The organism is uncultured Cocleimonas sp., assembly GCF_947495625.1.
Classification (GTDB): domain Bacteria; phylum Pseudomonadota; class Gammaproteobacteria; order Thiotrichales; family Thiotrichaceae; genus Cocleimonas.
On record NZ_CANLZW010000012.1, the window covers coordinates 106087 to 127470 of the forward strand.

18 protein-coding genes are annotated in these 21384 nt (G+C 39.9%); 4 read left to right on the plus strand and 14 right to left on the minus strand.

Annotation, left to right across the window (positions count from 1 at the left end):
• Positions 1-22 precede the first annotated feature (22 nt).
• Entirely contained in the window at positions 23-601 is a 579-nt protein-coding gene (locus tag Q1A31_RS08775; RefSeq protein WP_299875327.1) for a helix-turn-helix domain-containing protein, read from the minus strand.
• A gap of 166 nt (positions 602-767) precedes the next feature.
• Here Q1A31_RS08775 and tdh point away from each other — a divergent pair, with 166 nt between their 5' ends.
• Together tdh and Q1A31_RS08785 are read left to right on the plus strand one after the other, a co-directional pair.
• On the plus strand, positions 768-1799 hold the full coding sequence (gene tdh, locus Q1A31_RS08780) for an L-threonine 3-dehydrogenase (protein ID WP_299875330.1): 1032 nt from the start codon (positions 768-770) through the stop codon (positions 1797-1799).
• Positions 1799-2989 carry a glycine C-acetyltransferase gene (locus tag Q1A31_RS08785; RefSeq protein ID WP_299875332.1) on the plus strand — a complete coding sequence of 397 codons (1191 nt, stop codon included), beginning with the start codon at positions 1799-1801 and terminating at the stop codon, positions 2987-2989. Before tdh ends, Q1A31_RS08785 begins: the two co-directional genes overlap by 1 nt.
• 89 nt (positions 2990-3078) lie before the next feature.
• Here Q1A31_RS08785 and Q1A31_RS08790 read toward each other — a convergent pair whose 3' ends face one another.
• The 12 genes from Q1A31_RS08790 to rfbA all read right to left on the minus strand — a co-directional run bounded on the left by Q1A31_RS08790 (position 3079) and on the right by rfbA (position 15939).
• Positions 3079-5286 carry a tyrosine-protein kinase family protein gene (locus Q1A31_RS08790; RefSeq protein WP_299875335.1) on the minus strand — a complete coding sequence of 736 codons (2208 nt, stop codon included), beginning with the start codon at positions 5284-5286 and terminating at the stop codon, positions 3079-3081.
• 186 nt (positions 5287-5472) lie between these two features.
• Positions 5473-6546 (minus strand): acyltransferase, encoded by a 1074-nt coding sequence (locus Q1A31_RS08795; RefSeq protein ID WP_299875338.1) that lies wholly within the window; start codon positions 6544-6546, stop codon positions 5473-5475.
• Positions 6547-6570: 24 nt separating this feature from the next.
• Positions 6571-7956 carry an undecaprenyl-phosphate glucose phosphotransferase gene (locus Q1A31_RS08800; protein ID WP_299875341.1) on the minus strand — a complete coding sequence of 462 codons (1386 nt, stop codon included), beginning with the start codon at positions 7954-7956 and terminating at the stop codon, positions 6571-6573.
• A gap of 144 nt (positions 7957-8100) precedes the next feature.
• Complete coding sequence (locus Q1A31_RS08805) at positions 8101-8937, minus strand: glycosyltransferase family 2 protein (RefSeq protein ID WP_299875344.1); 837 nt, start codon at positions 8935-8937, stop codon at positions 8101-8103.
• The gene (locus Q1A31_RS08810; protein ID WP_299875347.1) at positions 8937-9869 is read right to left on the minus strand and encodes a glycosyltransferase family 2 protein; all 933 of its coding nucleotides are present in this window, start codon (positions 9867-9869) and stop codon (positions 8937-8939) included. The genes Q1A31_RS08805 and Q1A31_RS08810 overlap by 1 nt, the downstream gene beginning before the upstream one ends.
• The gene (locus Q1A31_RS08815) at positions 9856-10356 is read right to left on the minus strand and encodes an acyltransferase (protein WP_131905623.1); all 501 of its coding nucleotides are present in this window, start codon (positions 10354-10356) and stop codon (positions 9856-9858) included. The genes Q1A31_RS08810 and Q1A31_RS08815 overlap by 14 nt, the downstream gene beginning before the upstream one ends.
• A complete protein-coding gene (locus Q1A31_RS08820; protein WP_299875354.1) occupies positions 10353-11639 on the minus strand; it encodes an O-antigen ligase in 1287 nt (428 codons plus the stop codon). The genes Q1A31_RS08815 and Q1A31_RS08820 overlap by 4 nt, the downstream gene beginning before the upstream one ends.
• A complete protein-coding gene (locus tag Q1A31_RS08825; protein WP_299875357.1) occupies positions 11636-13033 on the minus strand; it encodes an oligosaccharide flippase family protein in 1398 nt (465 codons plus the stop codon). Before Q1A31_RS08825 ends, Q1A31_RS08820 begins: the two co-directional genes overlap by 4 nt.
• Before the next feature lie 10 nt (positions 13034-13043).
• A complete protein-coding gene (locus tag Q1A31_RS08830; RefSeq protein ID WP_299875360.1) occupies positions 13044-13529 on the minus strand; it encodes a glycosyltransferase in 486 nt (161 codons plus the stop codon).
• Positions 13526-13993: an oligosaccharide biosynthesis protein Alg14 gene (locus Q1A31_RS08835; RefSeq protein ID WP_299875363.1), complete on the minus strand. Its 468-nt coding sequence runs from the start codon at positions 13991-13993 to the stop codon at positions 13526-13528. Before Q1A31_RS08835 ends, Q1A31_RS08830 begins: the two co-directional genes overlap by 4 nt.
• Positions 13994-13996: 3 nt before the next feature.
• Positions 13997-15004, minus strand: coding sequence for a class I SAM-dependent methyltransferase (locus Q1A31_RS08840; RefSeq protein WP_299875366.1), 1008 nt, complete (start codon positions 15002-15004; stop codon positions 13997-13999).
• A gap of 50 nt (positions 15005-15054) precedes the next feature.
• A complete protein-coding gene (rfbA, locus tag Q1A31_RS08845; protein ID WP_299875369.1) occupies positions 15055-15939 on the minus strand; it encodes a glucose-1-phosphate thymidylyltransferase RfbA in 885 nt (294 codons plus the stop codon).
• Between the two features lie 315 nt (positions 15940-16254).
• On the opposite strand from rfbA, the gene Q1A31_RS08850 reads away from it, so the two are divergent.
• Positions 16255-16920 (plus strand): OmpW family protein, encoded by a 666-nt coding sequence (locus Q1A31_RS08850; RefSeq protein ID WP_299875372.1) that lies wholly within the window; start codon positions 16255-16257, stop codon positions 16918-16920.
• 103 nt (positions 16921-17023) lie between these two features.
• On the opposite strand, the gene Q1A31_RS08855 is transcribed toward Q1A31_RS08850, so the two are convergent.
• Positions 17024-20653 (minus strand): indolepyruvate ferredoxin oxidoreductase family protein, encoded by a 3630-nt coding sequence (locus Q1A31_RS08855; protein ID WP_299875375.1) that lies wholly within the window; start codon positions 20651-20653, stop codon positions 17024-17026.
• A 133-nt stretch (positions 20654-20786) separates the two neighbouring features.
• Here Q1A31_RS08855 and Q1A31_RS08860 point away from each other — a divergent pair, with 133 nt between their 5' ends.
• Complete coding sequence (locus Q1A31_RS08860; RefSeq protein ID WP_299875377.1) at positions 20787-21260, plus strand: Lrp/AsnC family transcriptional regulator; 474 nt, start codon at positions 20787-20789, stop codon at positions 21258-21260.
• Positions 21261-21384 lie beyond the last annotated feature (124 nt).

Below are 21384 nucleotides of genomic sequence, written 5' to 3' on the forward strand. Positions count from 1 at the left end.
AAAGGCTCTATAGCTATTGGAATTAGTTCGTATTTGATCCATTGTCAAAACTGGTAATCATATAAATTACCGCTTCCTGATCCCAATTGTTAATAATTCTATGGTCCTGGTCAGCCTGATAATACGCACTATCTCCTGTGGTTAAATGCTTAGAATCAGAACCTGAAATAACAGTGATGTCGCCACTCTGGATGGTGATCATTTCCCGAGTCCCTCGCATATGTGGATGGCTGTTTAATTCGCCTTTCACAGGAAGCTTCACCAAATAAAACTCGATATTATCGGCCGAATGGATGGGAGTCAATACCTGGATAAAGGCTGACTGATCATCCCTTAAAATAGAATTTTTATTATCTCCTTTTACGACTTCTATTAACGGCTGTGTCCATGGCTCTTCTATCAACTCGGCAATAGATATATTGAACGCTTCTGCAATCTTACAGGTGACCGCAAGAGTAGGGTTCGCTTTACCGCGTTCGATCTGACTAAGCATGGATCGACTAACGCCTGAGAGATTTGCTAAATGCTCTAATGTCCAGAGCTGCTTCTTTCTCTGCTGTTTGATTCGTGTAGATAGTGATGACAGTGTTTCGTTGCTCAATTTAAATTTCCATAAACTAATGTTTTATAAGAGAAAGAGTATATTTTCGGATATCTCTAGTAATTATATAGTAGAAAAAAATCCATTATATGAAATAAATCAGTGGATTTTTATATTCTCTTAAGTTTACTATAGTGGATATAAATACACTATAAGGAATATTGTTGTGAAAGCTTTAGTAAAATCAAAGCCAGAGATAGGGATCTGGATGGAAGATGTTCCAATGCCTGAAATTGGTATAAACGATGTGCTGGTGAAAGTTCAGCGAACCGCTATTTGTGGTACGGATATCCATATATATAACTGGGATGACTGGGCGCAGAAAACGATTCCTGTGCCTCTGGTTGTGGGTCATGAGTTTGTTGGTGAAATTGTCGATATCGGCTCTAACGTGATTGATTTCCACAAAGGCCAGATCGTTTCGGGAGAGGGTCATATTGTTTGTGGTCGTTGTAGAAACTGTATGGCAGGCAACCGACACTATTGTAATCACACCTCAGGAATTGGCGTGAATAGAACCGGTGCTTTTGCTGAATATATTGCGTTACCTATGTCGAACGTTTGGGTACACAATGACAGTATTGATAAAGATATTGCCGCTATATTTGATCCTTTCGGTAATGCCACTCACACAGCTTTGCAGTGGGATTTGCTTGGAGAAGATGTACTTATCACTGGTGCAGGGCCAATCGGTTCGATGGCGGCAGCGATTTGTAAACATGCAGGCGCGCGAAACATTGTGATTACAGATGTTAATCCTTACCGTTTGGATTTGGCCAGCAAATTGGGTGCTACCCGTGTCGTTAATGCTGCTAAAGAAAACCTGTCTGATGTGCAAAAAGAACTCAACATGAAAGAAGGATTTGATGTTGGTTTGGAGATGTCTGGAAACCCTCAAGCCTTGAACGACATGATTGCTAATATGAATCATGGCGGCAAAATATCAATGCTGGGTATTCCTGCCGAGAAAACTCAAATCGACTGGAATAAAGTTGTCTTCAATATGTTGACCATCAAAGGCATATACGGTCGTGAGATGTACGACACCTGGTACAAGATGTCGATGATGATAGAAACAGGTTTGGACTTAAATCCTATTATCACTCACCGTTTGCCTTATACAGATTTTCAACAAGGTTTTGATGCGATGCTCTCGGGAGAGTCGGGTAAAGTAATTTTAGATTGGGAAAATCACTAATGAATACAGATATAAAACAACATTTTACGCAAAAGTTAGATGCGATCAAAGATGCAGGTCTTTATAAAGAAGAGCGTATTATCGCCAGCGCGCAAAACGCCACAATTTCACTCAGCGATGGTAGAGAAGTCTTAAACTTATGCGCTAATAACTATCTGGGTCTGGCACAACACCCTGAGGTAAATGCGGCAGCTAAGGTGGGTTTGGAAAAGTATGGCTATGGTATGGCATCTGTGCGCTTTATTTGTGGTACTCAAACCATTCACAAGCAGTTAGAAAACCAGCTATCTGCTTTTCTAGAAACAGAAGATACGATTCTTTACCCATCCTGTTTTGACGCGAACGGTGGTTTATTCGAAACGATTTTGGATGATCAGGATGCCGTTATTTCTGATGCTTTAAATCATGCCAGCATCATTGATGGCGTGCGTTTATGTAAAGCGAAGCGTTATCGTTACAGCAATAATGATATGCAAGAGTTGGAAAAGTGTTTACAGCAAGCTGATGCAGATGGGGCAAGAATCAAGTTAATCACCACAGATGGTGTATTCTCAATGGATGGTTATGTGGCGAATCTACAAGCGATTTGTGATCTTGCCGATAAATATGGGGCTTTGGTTCATGTGGATGATTGTCATGCGACTGGGTTTGTTGGAGAAGGTGGTAAAGGCAGTCACGAATACTGCGGAGTTCTGGGTCGAATCGATTTGTTGACAGGAACCCTCGGCAAAGCTTTAGGCGGCGCCAGCGGAGGTTACACCAGTGGACGCACTGAAATAGTGGAGTTATTAAGGCAGCGCTCTCGTCCTTATCTGTTTTCGAATACTGTTGCGCCTTCTGTAGTTGCGGGAGCTTTAAAAGCGATCGATATTGCTGAGAACTCTAATGAATTACGTAAGTCTCTAAGAGAGAATACGCGTTACTACAGAGATGCTTTAACGGAGCAGGGTTTTGATATTTTAGAGGGTGATCATCCGATTGTGCCTATCATGTTGTATGACGCTAAAGTCGCATCTAGCTTCGCTAAAAAGATGTTAGATAAGGGTGTTTATGTCATTGCCTTTTCATTTCCGGTGGTTCCAGAGGGTAAGGCTAGAATTAGAACGCAAATATCAGCGGGTCATTGTCGATCGGATATTGATAAGGCGATAGCTGTTTTTACCGAAGTAAAGAATGAAATGGGAATCTAATAAATCATTAAATAGATTTGAGTTAGAAAAAAGTGATTAAAAGTAGGGGGGTGACTTATAACAATCACCCCATCTACTTTTAGCTTTTTTTATGCTTTTTTGGGTTGTGATGTCTTTCTGGCATAAGAATAGTATTCCTGATTGTAATCAGGATTAGCAGAACGACTGTTTCTATTTAATACAGTGCCAATCATATTTGCATTGGCGCGTTCCAAACGCTTCAAACTATCTAGTAATGCGGTTTTACTTGTTTTGCTCGCTTCTACCGTAACAATAGTTGCTTCAGTCAGATTACCCAATATTTGAGAATCTGCCAATCCTAGTACTGGTGGACCATCAATAATAATATAGTCATAGATGTCGTTAGCATTTTCAATCAGTTCCGCCATTTTACTTCCAGATAAAAGTTCTACTGGATCAGGAGGGATAGGGCCAGAGGTAATCACATTAAGATTCTTGATCATACATGCCTGAGTAACATCACCGCTTTTAGTATCAGTAGTTGCAAGGTAATTAGTTAAACCTTCTACGTTATTCAATTCAAGTAGTTGGTGAATGCTCGGGTTTCTTAAATCTGCGTCAATTAACAATACGCTACTACCCGCTTGAGCATAAGCTGTAGCAAGGTTTAAAGCGACGGTACTTTTTCCTTCGCCTGCACTTGAGCTTGTAATAAAGGTACTTTGAGGCGCACCGTGTCTGGTTGAAAAGCGAAGGCTGGTGCGTAAAGATCGAATCGCTTCAGCTAATGCGGAACGAGGTTCCAATGCAGTTTGTAATGCTAGCTTTTTGGGACCCAGATTTTTGGTTTCTGGTAGCTGAGATAAAACCGGAAGGCCGGTTGCTTGCTCTAATAACTCACTGTTTTTAACACTGTCATCTACAAATTCACGTAAGAATGCAAAGCCCATTCCCAGTAATAAACCTAAAATCAGTCCAAAACCGAGATTTGTCTTAAGACTCGGTTTGAATTTCTTTGTTGGAACAGAAGCGGTGTCAATAATAGAAATATTATTAGTGCCTACATTGCTTGCGACATTAACAGCCATTAACTGTTCTAGCTGTTTATTGTAAGCCAGTTGATTGATTTCAACTTCACGGAGTAGTCTATTGTATTTAGTACTTTTCGATTGAGTATTGAGGGCGCCAGCTTTTAGCTTATCAAGCTGAGTTCTTACCATTTTTTCTTTTTGCTGTGCTTCCATGAAACGAGATTCAAAGGAAGATTGAATAGATTTACTCTCTGAAACAATTTGTTCTTTTAAATCGTCTATTCGTTTTCTAAGTCTGTTTGCGCTTCGTGTGTTCTTTTTAGTTAAGCCCTGGTATTGCGTTTCTAAGCGCGCTGCAGCTTTCTTAAGTGAAAGAATATAAGGGTCATTGATTGCAAACGCAGGTGTTGAATCAGGATTGTTTTTAAATAATTCATAAGCAGCTTCCGCATCAATTCGCTCTTTTTCAGCATTTACTAATTCATCGATTTGTTTCTTTAGGGTAAGGCTGCTTGTTGATTCGCCATCAACATCTTGTACGATATTATTTTCACGTGCGTATTCATTTAAACGATTTTCAGCATCTTCCAGACTTTTCTTTGTTACTTCAATATTGTCAGTAACATAGGCTTTATATGATGAAGCCGTATCATATCTGCGCTCCAGATTTTGTCTTACAAAGGTTTTGGCGATTGCATTATTAATATCAGCTGCTAACTTTGGATTAGATGAGTCATAGCTAATTGATAGAAGTTGAGAATTACTAACGGGTGTAACTGTTAAGTTCTTTAAAAATATTTCTTCCATGGCTGTCGTATCTTTAGCATCTGCTGCTTTGTCGCCAGAAAATAGATTTTTAATACTTGCTACTAATCCTGTTGCTTCTGGTTTTTTATCTAAACCAAGATCAGAAATAACTCTGCTTGCGAGTGTTTTTGTCTGAATTAATTGAATTTGTGTTTCAAAGAAGTCTCTATCGCTTCTGGATGCTTCTGCATTTAGAATTTGCACATTTGGGTTCGCTGCATATCTTTCAACTTTGATCGTTGAATAAGCGCGATAAACAGGCTGCATTAACAACGTTAGTAATAGTGCAATTAGCATAGTTACAAATGCGATCGAAAGAATTAATTTCTTATGATTTTTGAGTACATTGATGAATTCTTTTAAATCAAGCCCGCCTGAATCTTCCAGTAATTCCTCAGGGTAGAAGTCTCGAGGATATGGAATAAGGTCGCTATCAGATGCATTACTTCTTGGTGAACGTGTATTCATAGGAAGTTGCTGGCCGTTTTTTGAAGTCATAATGTTCTGTTACTTTTGTCAGTAGGGAGTTTGTACTTGGCTTAGTATCTTAAATGCTTCCATTTGGTTCAAAGAAGCACAGATGAAGTTAATATAAATCTGGATGAAGTAGATACGAGGCGGCGCACATTCTAGCAAGTAGCCATTTTAGTAACAATAAATAATCGTTTACCGGTTGAAAAAGGCCTATTGCAGTTTTCTGCGTATTAATTGTCTCATCGGTGTTTCAAAATATTTATAAGACAAGATGGATAAAATAATGAGTAAAACCAGAAAGATATAAAAATGAATGGTTTCATTCAATGGGAGCCGAGGAACAATGATTTTATCATAAATCCCATGCGCCGGTTTTTGTAATATGTATAAGGAATAACTCGCTTCACCTAATAAAACAAGTTTAGGGTTACTGAAGACTCTCGATATTCCACCCTTGTGTCGAGCTAGAGTAATAATAAAGAGTAGAAAAACAGGTGCAAGTAGTCCATTGGTAAAGGCTAGTTTTAAACCGAATAGGTTTTCAAGATGAGGTCTTGCCCAAATTAAAATAAAGATAAGCATGAATGAAGCGAAAAGGAGTAAACCGTTGTTGCTCGTCTGTTTATCCTTAGTGTGTTTTAGGTATATGCCGCACAACATGCCGAGTAAGAAAGAGCTTAAGTGCATTGCCGGGTTGTAGTAAATAAAGTCGTGAAGCTGATTCTTTGGTATATAGGCGTCAGAATTCAATTGATGGGTTAGTATTAATTGAGTCAAAACCCATAACACAGTGCTAAATACAGCCAGTTGTTTAATCCCTTTTTTATAAACCCACAAAATCAAAAAAGGAAAACATAGGTAAAAGAATGCTTCTACAGACAATGACCAGCCAGGTGTGTTGAGGGTAATCGGATATCCCGGAATCCAAGATTGAACGAGAAAAATATGGGCTAGGAAAACGTCCCAGTCTTCACCCAATGTTTTATATTTTGCGGCAACAATGACTAGAAGCGCGATTAAATAGACAGGGTATATGCGTGCAAATCGAGCTACCCAGTATTTTAACTTTTTAAATTCAGCTCGGTTAGATACGTCTACTTTATAATAAGCAATAGACATAATGAAACCAGAGAGGACGTAAAAATACCCCACTGCAATTGGGCCAGCCGTTACATTCTCAAACAGGAAAGGTACGTTAGCCGGGAATACAGTCTGACCGTAATGGAAGAAAACAACGGTAAGGGCGGCGACAAAACGCGTAAAAGTGATTTGATCTAATTGCAAAATGTAGTCTTAAACGAGGTTGGATTAGTACGCGTTTTTATCTGTGAAAGCGCGGAATATGGTTAAGAATATAATCTTAAGATCGAGCCATAGGCTCCATTCGCGCATATATTCAAGATCAAACTCTACACGTTTACGCATTTTATAAACCGTATTGGTTTCTCCACGCCAGCCATTTATTTGAGCCCAGCCTGTTATCCCTGGTTTGATCATATGACGAAGCATGTAACCCGGGATGATTGATCTGTATTGCTCATTATGTGCAACAGCATGAGGGCGTGGACCGACAATAGACATTGTTCCCTGGAGTACGTTAAAAAACTGTGGAAGCTCGTCTAAAGAGGTTTTGCGCAAGAATTCGCCAATCTTGGTGTATCTCGAATCTCCGCGAGTCGCTTGTTTAACATCATCACCATCTTCACAAACGGTCATTGTTCTAAACTTCCATACCCTTATTTTGTCGCCATTTTGACCGTAGCGCGACTGTTTAAACAGCACAGGGCCTTTTGATGTTAATTTCACAGCTAATGCGATACCCAATAGAATGGGAGATATCATGGTTAGGATGATACTGCCTAATAGGATATCTTCGATTCGTTTGATAAATGCGTGATCAGCAGAGAAAGGCGAATCATAAATACAGAGAACCGGATTGTCTGCTATTTCGATAAATTTACTGTGTAACAGATTAGTCGTGAAATAATCCGGAAGTAGTCTAATGGGTGTTGCGCTGTCCGAAAGGTCATTGAGCAATTTCAACATACGTTTACGTGCTTCAACCGGCAGGGCAATATAAATTTGATCCCATTCGCCGTTTCTGGCAGCAATGATTAAGTCTTCAAAGCTACCAAGGTGTGCATAATGGTTGAGTACTTCTTTATGGACGCGATCTTTTCTATCGTCATAAAAACCAGCGACATGATAACCAAATTCTGGTCTGTTCTCGAGATCACGGGCGAAGTGCAAACCATTTTGAGTCATGCCTACAATAACAACTCTGCGGTTATTGACTCCCATTCTGCGTAAGTGAGCAAAAATCTGACGCAGTAAGAATCGGGCCAGTATTAATAAAACCGGGGTCGCAATTAACCAGGCTACGAGTACAACACGTGAAAACTGTTCAGTTGTTTTAGTAACAAAGGCAATAAAGACTAGTGAAAGAAAGGTAATCAGCCACGCCATGGTAATTCGCAGGGCTTCGTCTTTAAGAGGTCTGCCACTCCAGGAGGTATAGATATCGGTAAATCGACCGACAAGGCCAAATATAACAATCGCACTTAATCCTGCGATGATATAGCCTTCTAAATTATAAAAATTTGTATAGGGTGAACCGAGAAATAGTGTGAAAAGAATGATCAGAATATCTACGGTACGATAGATAAGTTCTGAACTAATATGTTTATCATCCACAGATTAGGTTTCCTTTCCGTTGCAAGCTATTGAGTCAGCTGGTAAATATTACAGCTTGTAATTATATAGATATTATTTACTTATTTCTGCTCTTTATCATAGAAACTAAGCTGTTTAACTAGATAAAAAACGAATAAATGTGTTTTATCTTGAAGACGTGTCTTTTTCCCATGTGTACGTGCTGAGCTTTTTAAATTGAGCATTTGCACGTACTCGAATAATCAGAGCTATTGCTATGTAGATGGAAGTGGAGAAAAAGTTCTTACTAAATAATCTTTCTTTCATGACATTGCCATAATGTTTTTCTTCGCGAACAGGGCATTTGTCTTTAGCGATTAATTCCATATTGCCTAATCGGGCTCTGGTTTTTATCTTGATTAAAGAGAAAATATCTTTAGGAGCAGTAATATAAATTTCTGCACCTTTGATATTTGCTATTTCCTTGTTTTTGAAGTGACAGCGGATATAGCCATCATCACCAATAACATCAGCAAACTTGTCAAATCGTTGCCTGCCTTCTTCACTCACAATAAAGCTGCAGGTGGCGATTACACCTTCTTTGATATAGGGAAGATTGGTCCAGACTTTATAGTAGGTCTTCACTAAAAATGATGACTTGTCAGTGTTAATGATAGGCGTAGGTGCCGAGAGCAAAACGTCACCTGTATCCATCACTTGTGAAATATGCTGGATGGCGTTTTCGCTGAGTTGAGTATCGGCATCGATATAAAAAACAGGATAACTTATGCCTAATGCCTTGGCTTTTTCTTCAGCGACATTTAGCGCATTGGTTTTTGAAGGTTTTTCAATGTCGAGGCAAGTGACGCTGGGGAATTTAGTCGTCACAATCTTAACGGTATTGTCTGTGCAACCATTGCAAGCGACGATTATATTATCGATCCCCGGTTGGTTGATAATGCTGTTCAGACAGTCTTCAATGACACTGGCTTCGTTGTGTGCAGGTACAATTACTGTCGCCATTAACGATACCCTTTGAGCCATTCATTGCGTTGTTCGTAAACGGTTTGCCACTCTTTAAGAGTTTCTAATTTATCTTTTTTGAATAGAGATAAAAGCTTCAATGAGAGTAGTTTGTTTAGAACATGTAACTGCAATAAACCTTTATGTATCGGCTTTTCCCAGGATTTAGCGTGCTTGTTGATCAGTTCAGCTTTGCCTTTTAACAGTTTTAGCATTTTGCCCGATAAATTCGTTTCGCTGACACCACCATGATGAATGATTTTAGCGTCAGGGGTAACACGTGGTTGATAGCCTTTTTTGATTGCCCGTATACAGTAATCTGCTTCTTCTGCATACATGAAAAAGGTTTCATCGAGCCCTTGTAAATCTTCCCATAAGTGGCGGGGTGTCAAAAAGAAACAGCCAGTCACGACATCGACTTCTCGCTCGCTTTTTCTATCCCAGCAACCATAATTGTCATGGTTAAAAAAGCAGCTTTTATTAAAGGCTTTGCTTAATCCCAAGGCACTGAATAACAGTGTTTTAAAAGATAATCTAGCACGAGCGTTATTAGGGTTAAGGCTTAAATCGTTATTCAGTGTAATACCACCCCAAACGCCAGCTTTAGGCGTACTTTGGGCGTATTCAAAAAGTTTGTCGATTGCGCCTTCCAGAATCACGGTATCGGGATTGAGTAACAGGATGTAATCACTATTGCTGGCTTTTGTACCAACATTGACGCCACCGGCAAAACCAAGATTGGCACCTGTCTGGATGATTTCAACTTCAGGAAATTCTGAGGCGATTAGTTCAACCGAATTATCCTTAGAGTCGTTATCGACCATGATAATTCGAAAAGAAGTCTTTTTGGTTTCTTCGTAAACTGATGCAATAGCGCGTTTTGTGTATTCAGCAGTATTGTACGAGACTAAAATTATATCAATCTTGCTCATTTGTTTTCTCTGCTATTGCATCTTGTGTTGCTAAATATTCTTCAGATAACATTCCGTAAGCAATTGTATCTATACCTGTTTTTATAACTTTGGCTGGGTTTCCTGCAACAATACAATTATCAGGAACATCCGTAGTTACAACGCTACCGGCCGCTACAATGACGTGATTACCAACAGTAACGTTAGGAAGAATAATAGATCCACAGCCTATAAAACAATGCGTCCCGATTACTGTTCTTGCCGCATGTCTTCTCGAGGCATAGTCGTGAGAAAGCACAATCGCATCAAAGGTAACCATGGTTTTTTCACCGATGGTTAAACCTTTCGGATTGGTTTTATCTATTCGTGACTTGAATGATAGTCGCACATCTTTGGCAATATCCATTCCGTAGACAGTTCGGTAATACCAGGTTCTTGCATAAAGTAGTGAGTTACGGATTCTCACAAGTACCATAAACATATTCTGGTTGATAAATCTGGCTCTCATGAGTGTCCCTGTGTGCTTCGTTTTTTTGCTCTTAATCTTTGTGTCATTCTTTTAATAATCTGGTTCATTTGTTGATGATTACTTGCCCAGCCAATTGAGCCTAGAATAAAGAAGAATAATGGTTGTATCTTACCAAAATAATCGACGGTAAAACCGATAAGAATAAGTGACATGAATGCCAATATCCATGAGCGAATCATCCAGCGAGTAGCAGGATGGAATTTATGTAATCTGTTGAGCATGTGAAACACGGCGTATAGACACAAGAACAGTAAAATGAAGCTGGCAATAATGCCATGCTGTAGTGTCATTAATAACCAGAAGCTATCAATACTGTTATTCATCCATTCTGGACGAGTCCAGTCATGTAGGCCAATACCAAATAATGGATGTTCTTTTATATCATCCATGGTGTATTCCCACTGGAGTAAGCGATAGTAGCCTGTAACCGGGTTAAAGGTCAGGTATGAAATAAGGATCGCAAAGAAACCACGATTAGACAGCGCATTAATCAAAATCATACCAGACAAGGCAATAAAGCCGAAGCCAAACCAGAAGCGTTTGCCTCCATGCCAGAAACGCGTGAGTACAGCAGTCATTGCTTGGAATGCCACTGAAAGAAGTGGTGCTGATGAGAGTGTGGTTACCATCCCAATAAATATGGCAACCGCTTTAATGGCATTGCCGAGTTTGAATTTATAAGCGACTAAAAGCACGATGAAAGGGAAAAATATCGCCCCGATTGTGCCATACAAAATAGGGTGGGCGAACAGGTTGGTGGTTCGCATAATGCCCATTCGGATATAGTAATGAGTATACAAACGGTAATCTAAAGAGTCATTGCCGGTTATTACCTTGGCCCACTCGTGCAGAATACGATGTTTGGCAAAGGCCTCATACAAGGAGAATACGAGTAATATTGCCAAAATAGTGGCAAACCACATATTGATTTCGTAATAACTTTTTGGGGTAGTGATAAACAGCCGGGCTAGATAAAAAGACCCCAGTATTTCTATAATCAGAATTCCTGCCGATTCTATGCCATCTTTCAATCCGTGGTTATAGATAAGGCTGGCGGTTGCCAATATCACAAAGAAGAACAATAAAATATCGACCAAATTGGCCTGTTTCAATATCTGGTTGATATTGATAAAACCATAAATTAACACTACCGCTAGAACCAGACGATAGGCTTCTAGACGCAGGCTGCCAGCTAAAATATGAAATTCCACAGGTATGAATATGGAAATTACGAACAAAATGGCAAGAAGTCTAATGATCATGGCTGAGTGGCTTCTTTAGGAAGTGTTAATAGTTTATGTGCTGCGAATAGTGCGATTATCAAAACTAGTAATGTGGCATTCGCTACAAGTGTTGCAAAAGCAGCACCTTCAATACCATGGCTCTGGATAAAAATAATATTACACACAACGTTCACCACAAAAGCAGTGACAAGTATGTAATTTAGATATCTTACTTTTTCACGGATAATAAACATAAACGAAAAGGTGATGGTTGCTGCTCTGAAAAGCTGCGCGATTAATAAAAGTCCTAATGCGGATTTCGCCACATCATATTCCTTACCGAAAGCTATTAAAATCCAATCTGATAATAAATACATGAAAACAGTGACAGACAGAACGACAGTAATGACCAAAGCGGTTGATTGCCAGAAAAATGAATGTAATTTATCTTTGTTGTGGCTAAATATATTTAATAATCTGGGGTAAATGGTTGCTTCCATCGCCTGCAAAAAAAATAAAACAATATAAGAGATTTTCGAAGCAACACTGTATTCAGCGACTTGTTCGTTGGCTAAAAACCAGCCAACCATGATGGTATCAGTAAATATCATCAGAAAAGAAATAATCGATACGGGTGCTAGCGGTAGAGATTTTGAAATAAGTGCGTATAAGTGGGGGGGTGTAGTTGTTTTTGAAACTGTTTCTAATAGTGAAGAATGTGTTTCAATGTTTCCTGCTGCTATGGTTTTATTGGCAAATGATCGATACGTATAGATAATTGCAATAACTCCCGCCAATAATATGGATGCGGTATAGATATAAAATACATACTGATCTGTTGAAAAGTAATTCCAGAATAATCCAATCAATACTAAAAAAGTGATCGCTGTGAGTGCATTTTGTCCGAGTACACCCATCACTGTTTTTTTAATCGCTTTTAAATAAGTGCTGTTTAAAATAACCAGATTAAAAAACAAGATGCCCAGGCTGGCTACAACTAGTTCCGTGATACTAACGTTTGGTAGCTTCTCGTTAATGTTGCTATTAGCAATATGATCAAAAAAGAAATTAGCCTGAATGTAATGACTGGATAGCGCCCATAAAGCCATGAAAATAAATGATAAAAACAACACGGCTTTTAAGCTGGCTTTAAAGAATCCTTCATGAAAATCAAGATCTTCCTGGTGAGCGCTGGCAACTTCTTTCATTAATAATTGATCGATGCCAAGCCGGCTGATTAACGCAATACCTGTAATAAACGTCATTAACAATAAAATATCACCAGCAGATGATTTTGGTAGTTGATTAGTGATAATCATTACGACTAGAAAATTTAAAGCAACGCCTACAAACCTTGCAATCAATGACCATAGGCTCTGTTTGAGCAGCGGGTTATTTAATACTTTGCTGAATAGCTTTTTAAGAGCACTCATGACTGTAATGCTACTTTGTTAAATCGTCGTTGATAAAATCAGCGATATAATCGGTCAGATTTTGATTGCCTACTGTACTATTGGTATTTTTAAGTTGAAGCTTCTCTATGTGACTTAGATGTTGGTTTAATTCTTCTTGAGTGCTCGCGGTATAAACACCATCTAATTTACCCATCCACTTTAGGCCATCGGCCTGGTGATCATTTCGATGTTCGCCCAATTTAAATTGTCGATTCATCACAATAATGGGTGTTTGTTGTTCACGTGCACTGATAATGTTGCCCATTCCGGCGTGTGAAACAAACACTGAGGCTTCTTTGATGTTCTTATTGTATTGTTCACCATTGAGAAAGCGTTCCCACTCCATATTTTTGGGTGTGTAGCTTCCGTCACTGATTTGTGCGATGACGCTTTCATCATGCTCTGCGGCCCAATCGTCCATGTATTCGATGAGTCGATTGAATGAGAATTGAGTGCCTACTGCTACAAAAATCATAGTATTGAGCCTTTATAGACGACTTTTTCACCATCACTCAATGGTTCCCACTGGGTAATCACTTTGTCAGCATGTTTCATGACCATACGACCAGAACGCGAAATTTGACTAACATTGGCGATACTATCGACCCAAATGGTTTTGATAGGTAAAAATTTAGCGAGTAAAAATGCAATCGCGCCGGGCGCTGCACCTGTAGAGATAATCGCAGTAGGGCGTTCCTTGATGAATATCCAGAGCAATTGGAAGGCAAGCGGGATTAATTTAAGTTTACTGTCCGCGCTGGCATCGGTCACGTTTAATACTTTGCGTGAGTTTTTTACTGCAGATGCGTATTCAGAACCGGGCGTGACATAGGTTAAATCAAATCGATCCTCTAAGGGATTACAGATTTTATTCAATTGAATCCAGTGACCACCGGGTGATGCGATCGCCAGTACTTTTGGCTTTTTGTTTTTACTCACGAATTATATCTTTTTCAGATAAAAAGCAGCCTGATCGCCCGCTTTTGATTGATTGAGAACCTTGCTGTGTTCTTCGAATCCCTTTATATCTTCTTTGCTAAAAATGGATTTTTCGGGATTAATCGCATAGGAATTTTCGTCGTGTAATGCGATGTCTTTTTTATATTGCTCACTGCCCCAGCTCTGGAAAGCAAATGAGTCGTAAATGACTTCATCCAGTTCAAAGCCGGTTTTCTCTGCAAGGATGTGAATACTTCGAAGTGAATGAAGGAATAAGTGTCTTGGTGCGTCTAGTTGAACCCAGTCTTCCGCGTAATGACGCCATGCCCATGAAGTAACGGTAGGAATACGTAACATGCATATTCCACCTGGCTTGAGTAAGTCATACGTTTTTTCTAGTACTTCAAACTGATCATAAACATGTTCGTAGGAATGGTTGAACATGATTAAGTCCCAGCCGTTTTCAGTGCCGTACTTTTTATCACTCTCATTGCTGGCAGGAAGTTCGTGAATAGAATTCTTGGCAATGGTTAAACCATTATCGTATTGAATATCTTCTTTGTTAAATGGATCGATACCTAGTAGGTTTTTAAAACCCGCTTCCTTCATTGAATGTAGTAAATGACCTGCACCACAGCCTACATCAAGAATTTTAGAGTCAAGTGTGACATTTGCATGTCTTAAAGACGGGAGTTTATCGTGTGGTTGGTAATGTTGCATGATACTACCGACCATGCCTTTGCCGGTTGCTGCAAATCTATCTCTATTACGGATAAGTTTGCCTTTTAAACCACTTGTTGCTTTCACTTCTTCGTAAGAATAGTAGTCTTCATTGGGGTAGTATTCTTGAATATTTTCAGGAACTTCTACAATTTGTAAACAACCGCAATCAGCACATTCAAAGTAGTTATGTGTGTCTCGAATACCGAGCATCATTTCACGAACTTTATAGATGGTATTGTGATCATCATTATCGCAAATACGGCATTGTAATAAACTACTATCTCTCATTTTTTCTCACTTTATTCTCGGTCAAATCTTCATCAGTTTTATGTCACTTCTTACTTTCGGTGTAAGCCGGCATTAACGATATCTATTAAATACTGACCATAGCCACTTTTCTGTAACGGTATAGCCAGGCTGAGTAGCTCATCTGTGGTGATATAGTTCATAAACCAGGCAACTTCTTCAGGGCATGCTATTTTTAAGCCTTGGCGTTCTTCAATGACTCTGATGTAATTTGCTGCATCAAGCAAAGAAGCATGGGTCCCCGTATCTAGCCATGCAGTTCCACGTTTAAGCATTTCAACCGTTAGTTTACCTTGCTCCAGATAAACTCGATTAATGTCGGTGATTTCGAGCTCACCTCGTGGAGAAGGCTTGATGTTCTCAGCGATATCTAACACATCATTGTCATAAAAATATAAGCCAGTAACTGCATAGTTAGATTTTGGCTTTTCTGGCTTTTCTTCAATACTAAGTGCAATACCGTTTTTATCAAAGTCTACGACTCCATAACGTTCTGGATCACGAACGTAATACCCAAAAACGGTTGCACCTTGATCCTTCTTGGCAAGAGTAAGTAGTCTCTGTGATAAGCCTTCACCGTAATATATATTATCGCCGAGAATTAGTGTTACGGGATCATTGCCGACAAATTCTTTGCCGATGATAAAAGCCTGAGCTAATCCTTCTGGATTAGGTTGAACTGCATACTGTATATTCAAGCCCCATTGAGAGCCATCACCCAATTGTTTTTGAAATTGTTCGCTATCATGGGGGGTTGTGATTATCAAAATATCACGAATACCAGACAACATTAGTACTGTAAGCGGGTAATAAATCATTGGTTTGTCATAAACAGGCATTAACTGTTTACTAACTACTTGAGTGAGCGGGTGCAGGCGTGTACCACTGCCGCCAGCTAATATAATTCCTTTTCTCATTGTATGGCCCTTGTTTTACTGATCAGATCTGGTGAATTATTGCGCATGATACCGAAGTCTCATTGTTTTTTCTAACTTTGAAGATAAAACAACGAATACAGCAGATGAAAATAAGAATTGACGTTTCAATCATCCAAGGTAATTAATTTTAGAGTTACAGAAAATGAATAATTAAGTAGGTATCTTAATTGATCGAAAAATCAAACTATTCTTTATCGTATAAGAATTAACTTAATTATAAATTTATGATCTGGGTCAATATATAACTTTTTCTAAACCTTCAAAATACAGCCATGATTAATTAGGAGATACAAAATGAAAAAAGTAAATGCTATTGCACTAGCTGTAAGTGCGGCAATCTTAGCTCTTCCAATGGCAGCTTCTGCGTACGAAAAGGGTGATATTTTATTGAAGTTTGGTGCAGCGACAGTTGTTCCAGATGATAAAAGTGATGATATTCAAGAGATCGCTGGCGAAGCAGTTTCGGCTGATAACGAAACTCAATTAGGACTATCTGGTACATACATGCTTTCTGAAAAGTTAGGCATTGAAGTTCTGGCAGCAACTCCATTTACTCATCAGATTAAAGCAGATGGCGGTACTCTTGATGGTGCGTCGATCGGAGAGATCAAACATTTACCACCAACCATAAGTGCGCAGTACTATCTTTTAGGTGGTAAAGGCAAGTTTCAGCCATACGTGGGTGCTGGTTTAAATTACACAATATTCTTCCATGAAAAAGTGGGTAATGATGCAGCAGGTTTGGGTTATACCAAGCTGAAACTAGATAACTCCATTGGTCTTGCAGCGCAAATTGGTGTTGATTATCAAATTAATGATAAATGGTTTTTAAATGCTTCTGCGATGTATGCTGATATTGATACAGATGCCACACTTACTGGGCCAGGAGCTACAACTTTACACGTAGATTATGACCTGGACCCAATGGTTTACCGTTTAAATGTAGGTTATAAATTCTAAGTAATTCATAAACTATTTTGAAAAAAAGCCCACTTATCCGCAGTGGGCTTTTTTATTGTTGCTTAACTTTTTACAGACTATAAAAACACACACTCTGTCTCAGTTACGCAGCATCCACTTTATGAATTTGCACGACATGGGCTGTGCCAGTTTTGTCGTCAAACGTGGTACCGTTTTCATAGCTCTTTAACTGTTGTGCTAAGCGTAACTGGTATTGCTCATAGTTTGCTTCTTTAACGTGTCCATAACCTCTGACATCGTTTGCCAGCTCAATGATCTCAATCGCATGCAATAAGTTACCAGGGTGCAGAGTTTTCAGCACCGTGCTTATCGTATTGTTTACGTCTATTATCATTTGACGTTCAACCTGTCTTTCTGCTGTTTTTCCTAGCAGGTCAAATTTAGTCCCGCGGAAACGTTTCAGTTTAGCTAGATTTTTTAACACAGGTAACATGTAAGCACCGTATTTGCGTTTAACCAGATGTCCGGTATCAGGATCACGCTTTGATATTAGTGGCATGGCAAAGTAAAAAGACATCTCCGTATCACCTTCAAAGGTTTCTTCAATTTGCTTTTTAAAACGTCCGTCGGTGTATAAACGTGCCACCTCATATTCGTCTTTATAAGCCATCACTTTGTACAGAACTTTGGCGACTGCTTTGGTCAGTAACAAGCTATTTTCATGTCCATCCAGTTCGGCACTTTTATCCATCACGGCTGTTTCGACTTCTTTCGCCGCATTCACACTGTTGCGGTAACGTTGAGCGTATTCCTCATCCTGATAGCCGACTAAATCATTCGCGCGATACTCGATAATATCTTCTAAATCTTCTAACGGCGTAAAACGATTCTTTTCAACATTCGCGGCTTCTTCAACCTTTTTACGGTCTAGTAATGCCATACGACCCCACATAAAGGCTTTCTTGTTGAAATCAATCCGCACCTTATTGAGTTCTAACGCTTTAAAGATGGCTTCTGAACTGACCGGGATTAACCCTTTCTGATAGGCATAACCGAGCATGAATAGGTTGGTAGCAATGGTATCGCCTAATAGCGCATTAGCGATTTCAGTGGCCGGTAGAAAATCGACGCGACCTTCTTTTAATTCATCGATGATGCTGTGTTTCATTGCCTCATCCTGAAAAACAGCATCTGGGTTGTGCACGAATTCAGCAGTCGGTGTGAGGGTGTCATTGATAACTGCATGGCTGCGTTCTACATTCAGCTTTGCTAACGCATCATCAGAGGCACTGACAATCAGGTCACAACCAATCATGACGTCTGCATCACCGGCAGGAATTCGCACTGCATGAATGTCTTTCTGTTCGTTAGCAATTCGAAGATGACTAATTACAGGACCAAACTTTTGTGCCAGACCCGTCTGGTTTAAGGTAGCGATCCCTTTGTTTTCCAGATGCGCCGCCATAGACAATACAGAGGTAACCGTCAGTACGCCGGTACCACCAATACCAGTTACCAAAATATTCCAGGGTTGATCAATCAGTGGGCGTGTCGGTTCGGGTAGATTGTTATTCTCTACCGAGATATTCGATTCTTTGTTTTTCTTTAACTCGCCACCAGCGACAGAAACAAAACTAGGGCAGAACCCATTGATGCAGGAGAAGTCTTTATTACAGGCAGCCTGATCGATTTGACGTTTACGTCCAACTTCGGTTTCTTTCGGAATAACAGACATACAATTCGATTTGACGCTACAGTCGCCGCAACCTTCACAGACAGCTTCGTTGATTACCACACGCTGATCAATATCCGGCATGATTCCACGCTTGCGTCGTCTGCGTTTTTCTGCAGCACAGGTTTGTTCGTAAATGAGGATAGTCGTTCCAGTGGTTTCGCGAAGTGACTTCTGAACGAGATTGAGTTGATCACGATGACTAATGCTGACTGTAGAATCATTCAACGATTTATGTGCTTTTGGGTTATCAGAAACAATCTCTATTCGCTTAATACCTTCGCCTTTTAATTGCAGTACTAACTGAGCCACACTTAAGTTTCCATCGACGGGTTGGCCGCCGGTCATCGCTACTGCATCGTTGTATAAAATTTTATATGTGATGTTGACACCAGATGCAACGGATTGACGAATCGCCAATAATCCAGAATGGAAATAAGTGCCATCACCAAGGTTCTGGAACATGTGTTTTGTTTCAGTAAACGGCGCAATACCAGTCCAGGTTACACCTTCACCACCCATGTGCGTATAGTTATGCGCAGGACGGTTTTTACTCCAGGTGCTCATATAATGGCAACCAATACCACCACCCGCGATTGATCCTTCGGGCACTGCAGTAGAAGTATTGTGCGGACAGCCAGAACAATACATGGCTTCGCGATTGGAGATTTTACGTGGTTTGGCGAGTTTGCGCTCTTTACGGTTAATGAAATCAACGCGCTTCTGCATGGTTTCAATAACGCTATCGTTAATAAGTTCAGCGTCGTTCATGTATGGTGTAATGCGTTGAAAAATCACTCGGGCGATCATTGCAGGGGTTAATTCGGCGAGATTTGTTAGTAGGTCCTGACCGTGTTCATCGTACTCACCGACTACTTTTGGTCGCTTGTCGACAGGCCAGTTATACAGTTGACCGGTTAACTGGTCTTCCATTACCGAGCGTTTTTCTTCGACCACTAGAATTTCATCCAGACCTTCTGCAAATTCATGCGTGGTGACTGGTTCCAGTGGCCAGGGCATACCCACTTTATAGACACGAATGCCCAGTTCAGAAGCCAGTTTTTTGTCGATACCTAAATCGTCAAAGGCTTGTAGAACATCAAGGTAACTTTTACCCGATGTAATGATACCTAGCTTTGGTGTTTTGGTATCCATAACAATTTTATTAAGGTTGTTTTCTCTGGCGAAAACACGTGCTGCATAGATTTTGTATTTATTGAGTCTTTCTTCCTGTGCCAAGGGTGTGTCTGGCCAACGCACATTCACGCCATCGTCTGGCATGTGGAAAGTTTTAGGGATTTTAATTTCTATGCGATTGGGGTCGATTTTAGCTGACACCGCCGAATCCATATTCTCGGTGATTGCTTTTAGCCCAACCCAGCAGCCGCAGTAACGGGATAATTCAATCCCATAAACGCCTAAATCCAGAACCTCTTGCACATTAGCTGGCGCAAGCACTGGCATTGAAAGGCTCATGAATAAATGTTCAGATTGATAAGGGTAGGTGGATGATTTACAACCGTGATCATCACCCACAACGGCAAGTACACCCCCCCACTTTGAGGTGCCTGCTGCATTCGCATGTCGAATGGCATCGATACTGCGATCGAGTCCGGGTCCTTTGCCATACCACATACCGAATACACCATCGAATTTACTGCCTGGCATTAATCCCACTTCCTGAGAACCACGTACTGCGGTTGCGGCAAGGTCTTCATTGATGCCGGGCACAAAGGTAATATTGTGTTCGTCTAAATACTTTTTGGCTTTCCACATGGCCTGGTCGACACCGCCTAGGGGAGAACCACGATAACCAGAGACAAAACCCGCTGTGTTTAAGCCGCGTTCCTGATCTCTCTGGTGCTGTAACATGGGTAATCTTACCAACGCTTCAATACCCGTAATGTATGCTCTGGTTGTGTTTAATTTGTATTTATCGTCGAGCGATACTTCTGCTAATTTGATGCTTTGTTTAGAGCTTTGTTTAGTGCTTCGTTTAATGTCTTTATTATTGCTTTTAGTGTCTGTAGTTGTAGTCATATCCATCCTCCATGAACTTACTCAAAAGTATAGGAAGAAAAACTGGGTTTTTTTATTCTCATATAGACCACGTAAATACAATTATGGTCTATATTTATCTATATATAATCTATGAAGGTATAAAATAGCTAAAATGATCGATTTAAGTGAGCAAGACATTAAGATTTTAAAACTACTACAGTCTGATGCAGACCGCAGTTCTTCAGATATCGCCGAGATTTTGAATATGAGTCAATCCCCCTGCTGGAGACGTATTAATCAGCTTATTCAAAAAGATATCATCAATAAAAAAGTAGCCGTTTTAAATCGTGAAAAGTTAGGTATTGATCTGGTTGCTTTCAGCACAATTAATCTTAGGGAAACACGCCGAAGACATCTGGAAGAGTTTGAAGATAGGGTCAAAGAGTTCGAAGAAGTGGTTGAATGCTACACCATGACTGGTTCATGGGACTATATGCTAAAGATAGTTGTAAGAGATATTCGACAATACGAGAAATTTGTTAGAAGTAAATTACTGGAACTGCCAATGATCGGTGAAGTGCACTCCCATCTGGCAGTGACAGAAATTAAGAATACAACAGAGCTGCCTTTAAATACACAGCTCTGATGTTATTCTATTACACATAAGAACCACGTCCTTAGGACGTGGAAGAAGTTCAAGGCTCTAGCCTCAAGAACCTACTCAGGTGCATCCTAGAGTTGTTATCGCCAAACAACCTCTCTAGGAGAAA

Bases quoted from the DNA above. Each gene is read 5' to 3' on its own strand.
- Q1A31_RS08810 (WP_299875347.1), bottom strand. From the start codon at position 9,869: ATGAGCAAGATTGATATAATTTTAGTCTCGTACAATACTGCTGAATAC.
- Q1A31_RS08785 (WP_299875332.1), top strand. From the start codon at position 1,799: ATGAATACAGATATAAAACAACATTTTACGCAAAAGTTAGATGCGATC.
- rfbA (WP_299875369.1), bottom strand. From the start codon at position 15,939: ATGAGAAAAGGAATTATATTAGCTGGCGGCAGTGGTACACGCCTGCAC.
- Q1A31_RS08805 (WP_299875344.1), bottom strand. From the start codon at position 8,937: ATGGCGACAGTAATTGTACCTGCACACAACGAAGCCAGTGTCATTGAA.
- Q1A31_RS08820 (WP_299875354.1), bottom strand. From the start codon at position 11,639: ATGATCATTAGACTTCTTGCCATTTTGTTCGTAATTTCCATATTCATA.
- Q1A31_RS08850 (WP_299875372.1), top strand. From the start codon at position 16,255: ATGAAAAAAGTAAATGCTATTGCACTAGCTGTAAGTGCGGCAATCTTA.
- Q1A31_RS08855 (WP_299875375.1), bottom strand. From the start codon at position 20,653: ATGACTACAACTACAGACACTAAAAGCAATAATAAAGACATTAAACGA.
- Q1A31_RS08790 (WP_299875335.1), bottom strand. From the start codon at position 5,286: ATGACTTCAAAAAACGGCCAGCAACTTCCTATGAATACACGTTCACCA.
- Q1A31_RS08815 (WP_131905623.1), bottom strand. From the start codon at position 10,356: ATGAGAGCCAGATTTATCAACCAGAATATGTTTATGGTACTTGTGAGA.
- Q1A31_RS08860 (WP_299875377.1), top strand. From the start codon at position 20,787: ATGATCGATTTAAGTGAGCAAGACATTAAGATTTTAAAACTACTACAG.
- Q1A31_RS08825 (WP_299875357.1), bottom strand. From the start codon at position 13,033: ATGAGTGCTCTTAAAAAGCTATTCAGCAAAGTATTAAATAACCCGCTG.
- Q1A31_RS08840 (WP_299875366.1), bottom strand. From the start codon at position 15,004: ATGAGAGATAGTAGTTTATTACAATGCCGTATTTGCGATAATGATGAT.
- Q1A31_RS08830 (WP_299875360.1), bottom strand. From the start codon at position 13,529: ATGATTTTTGTAGCAGTAGGCACTCAATTCTCATTCAATCGACTCATC.